This window comes from Mesorhizobium sanjuanii, from assembly GCF_002529485.1.
GTDB classification, from domain to species: Bacteria; Pseudomonadota; Alphaproteobacteria; order Rhizobiales; family Rhizobiaceae; genus Mesorhizobium; species Mesorhizobium sanjuanii.
The window spans coordinates 1-3706 of sequence record NZ_NWQG01000305.1; the positions used below are offsets into that span (position 1 = coordinate 1).

The following is a 3706-nucleotide window of genomic DNA, read 5'->3' on the forward strand; positions in this document are numbered from 1 at the left end:
TGGCTGGTCAGCGCGCGCACCGCCTCGACGGTTTGCGGACCCGGCACGCTGGCCTGGATCTGGAACCATTTGTCCATCACCAGCGCATCGTGCGCGTATTTCGCTTCGAAGTCGGCCAGCGCCTTGACCGCCTCGGGCGAACCGCTGTGGCGGAGCGCAAGCACGGTGAGCGCGGTGGCGCGGTCCGTCATGTTGGTCGCCGACTGGAAATGCCGGGCGGCAAGCGCAGCACCCCCTGGCAGCAGCGAGAGATAGTCGAGCAGGATGTTGCGCAGTGCCCGCCGCCCGGCGCTCGCCGCGTCCGGGCTGAACGCATCCTTGTCGGCCAGGCGATCGTAAAGGCCGGCAAACATTTCCCGGTTGGCCGCAGCGATCGCGATAGCCAGTGCCTGGCGGCCCTCGAAGATGGCGTCGGGGTCGATGTTCCTGCCGAGGTCGCGGGCGATGTCGGCCTCGCCGGGTAGCGCCAGCGCCAGCGCACGGTAAGCAGGCTCCAGCGTCTCGTCGCCGGCGATCTTGCCGGCAAGCCCGGTCAATCGCGCAGTGAAAGCCGGCTGCTCGCCGCCAAGGATCTGCCGGAAGGCTGCAATCAGCGCATCGGTCAAGAGCGTGTTGAACGCCTGCCAGCGCGAAAAGGCGTCGCTGTCATGGCCGGCCAGGAAGAACTGGTCGTCGGCCTTCTGTTCGACCGAAAGCGTCACTGGCGCCGAGAAGCCGCGGTTAAGCGAGAGCGCCGGGCGTTCGGCAACGCCCGAGAAGCGCACCATGTGCCGGCGCTTGCGGATATGGATGACGCCGTCCTCGACACTGGCGCCCTCGACATCGCGCCAGGCAACCGGCTTGCCGTCGGCGCCGACGAGTCCGAAGGCGAGCGGAATATGCATCAGCCGCTTGCGGCTCTCCGAAGGTGTCGGCGGCACCGACTGCTCGATCTCGAGCGTGAATTCGCCCGATGCCGGATTGTGCGCAGAACTGATGGTCAGGTTCGGCGTGCCCGCCTGATGGTACCAGAGCGAAAACTGCGACAGGTCGCGGCCGGAGACATCCTCGAACACCTTGATGAAGTCCTCGATGGTCGCCGCCTGGCCGTCATGGCGCTCAAAATAGAGGTCCATGCCAGCCCGGAACGTCTCGGCACCGACGATGGTGCGGATCATGCGCACCACTTCCGAGCCCTTCTCGTAGACGGTCGCCGTGTAGAAATTGTTGATCTCGCGGTAGCGGCGCGGGCGCACCGGATGCGCGAGCGGTCCCTGGTCCTCGGGAAACTGATGCGCCCGCAGCGTGCGCACCTCGGCGATGCGCTTCACCGCCCGCGAGCGCTGGTCGGCGGAGAATTCATGATCGCGGAAAACCGTCAGCCCTTCCTTCAGACAGAGCTGGAACCAGTCACGGCAAGTGATTCTGTTGCCTGTCCAATTGTGGAAATATTCATGCGCGATGATCGCCTCGATATTGGCAAAATCGGCGTCCGTCGCGGTCTCCTGGTCGGCCAGCACATATTTGTCGTTGAAGATGTTGAGGCCCTTGTTCTCCATCGCCCCCATGTTGAAGTCGGACACGGCGACGATGTTGAAGACGTCGAGGTCGTATTCGCGGCCGAACGCCTCCTCGTCCCATCGCATCGAGCGTTTCAGGGCGTCCATCGCGTAGCTCGCAAGCGGCTCCTTGCCTGGCTCGACATAGATGCCGAGTTCGACCTTGCGGCCGGACATGGTGGTGAAACTGTCGGCGAGTTTGCCGAGCGCGCCCGCCACCAGCGCAAAGAGGTAGGACGGCTTGGGGAAGGGGTCGTGCCAGACCGCATAGTGCCAGCCCTCGGCGAGGTCGCCGCTGCCCGCCGGATTGCCGTTGGACAGAAGCAGCGGCGCCTCATTGTGCTGTGCCTCGATGCGCACCGTGTAGATGGACAGGATATCGGGACGGTCGAGGAAATAGGTGATACGGCGGAAACCCTCGGCCTCGCATTGCGTGCAATAGACGTTGCTGGAGCGATAGAGTCCCATCAGCGCCTCGTTGCGCGCCGGCGCCAGCTCGGTTTCGATCAGCAGTTGGAAGCGCGGCGTTGCCGGCGGCTTGACGATCGTCAAAAGATCCGGCGTTGCCAGGAAATCCGCCGGCGCGAGGTCGCTATCGCCGATGGCGACACGCAGCAGCGTCAACCCGTCGCCGTCCAGCACCAATGGCGCTGACACCGCTACACCGTCGCGGCGTTCGATCGTCAGCACGGCGGTGACGCGCGTTGATTCTGGCGAAAGGCGGAAAGTCAGGCTGGTTTCCGGGATGAGATAGTCGTTAGGGCGATAGTCTTCGAGCTTGAAGACCTGGCCGGTATCGGTGCGCATTCCGGGGTTTCCTGTTCATTCCCGCAGCGGATGGGTCCGCTGGTCCAAGAAATTCGAAGTCGGCGCTCTTTACACGAAACGGCCTCTCGACAAAACTGCGGCAGCGTCTATTTCGGACACTCGTTTCTCAATCATCACCATCGCGAGGCGTTCATGACTGTCGTCACACCGAAGTTCGGCATGGGCGCCTCTGTGCTGCGTCGCGAGGATGCCGCTTTGATCCAGGAAGCAGAAGCGAAGTGACGTCCAGGCCGGGTGTGGAAGCCACACGCGCCGATGATCATCCCAGCGGGCACTCCACGCTCACCGGCATCATGCTCAAGATCGTGTCGGTGGCCGTCTTCGTCGGTATGTCGTCCTGCATCAAGGCAGCGGGGGAGCTACCGGTCGGGCAGATCGCCTTCTTCCGCTCCTTCTTCGCCATCTTTCCGATCATCGCCTTCCTCGCCTTCAAGGGCAAACTCGGCACCGCCTTTTCGACAAAGCGTCCGCTCAACCATATTGCGCGCGGCGTTGTCGGCGTCTGTGCCATGGGGCTCAGCTTCTTCGCTTTGACGCGGCTGCCGCTGCCGGAGGCAATCACGCTGAATTACGCGCAGCCGCTGCTGGTCGTGGTGTTCAGCTCGATGTTCCTCGGTGAAGCCATCCGCATCTACCGCTGGAGCGCGGTCGCGGTGGGCCTGATCGGTGTGCTGATCATCACGTGGCCGGAACTGACGCTGCTGCGTTCCGGGGCCGCACTCGGCGATCAGGAAGTGCTGGGCGTCATCGCCGCCCTTGTCGCCGCGGCGATTTCGGCCAACGCCATCCTGCTGGTGCGCAACCTCGTGCAGACGGAAAAGACGGCGACCATCGTGCTGTGGTTCTCGGCGACGGCAAGCGTCATGGCGCTGATGACGCTGCCCTTCGGTTGGCAGGCACTGACGCCCCATCAGGCCGGTCTGTTGATCGCATCGGGCTTTTGCGGTGGGCTCGCTCAGATCCTGATGACGGCGGCCTACCGCCATGCCGAGGCCTCAGTCGTGGCGCCCTTCGAATACACGTCGATGATCCTGGGTGTCATCGTCGGCTATCTGGTCTTCGGTGACGTTCCCACGGTTCACATGCTCGTCGGCGGCGTGATCGTCGTCGCCGCCGGTATCTTCATCATCTGGCGTGAGCGTCAGCTCGGGCTGGAGCGCACCCGCACCCGCAAGGCCGCGCCGCCTCCGGGCTGATCAGGACGACTGGGCCCGCTCTTTCGCCAACCGCACCAGGGCCGAACGTGTCTGCTCATCGGCGGGGAAAAAGGATTCGATCGCCAGTTCCGACAGCGTCACGTCGAGCGGCGTGCCGAAGACGGTGATTGTGCTGATGAACGA

The 3706-nt window shown here is 63.8% G+C and carries 2 protein-coding genes and 1 pseudogene; 1 reads left to right on the plus strand and 2 read right to left on the minus strand.

The features are described from left to right. Positions 1-2345 (minus strand): aminopeptidase N (gene pepN / locus CN311_RS31495; protein ID WP_097577464.1); only part of this gene is annotated, 2345 nt, incomplete at its 3' end. A 239-nt stretch (positions 2346-2584) separates the two neighbouring features. On the opposite strand from pepN, the gene CN311_RS31500 reads away from it, so the two are divergent. After that, a complete protein-coding gene (locus CN311_RS31500) occupies positions 2585-3562 on the plus strand; it encodes a DMT family transporter (RefSeq protein WP_097577465.1) in 978 nt (325 codons plus the stop codon). On the opposite strand, the pseudogene CN311_RS33585 reads toward CN311_RS31500, so the two are convergent. Then, positions 3563-3706, minus strand: a pseudogene (locus tag CN311_RS33585) (transcriptional regulator); the annotation flags it as partial. It abuts the gene before it with no gap.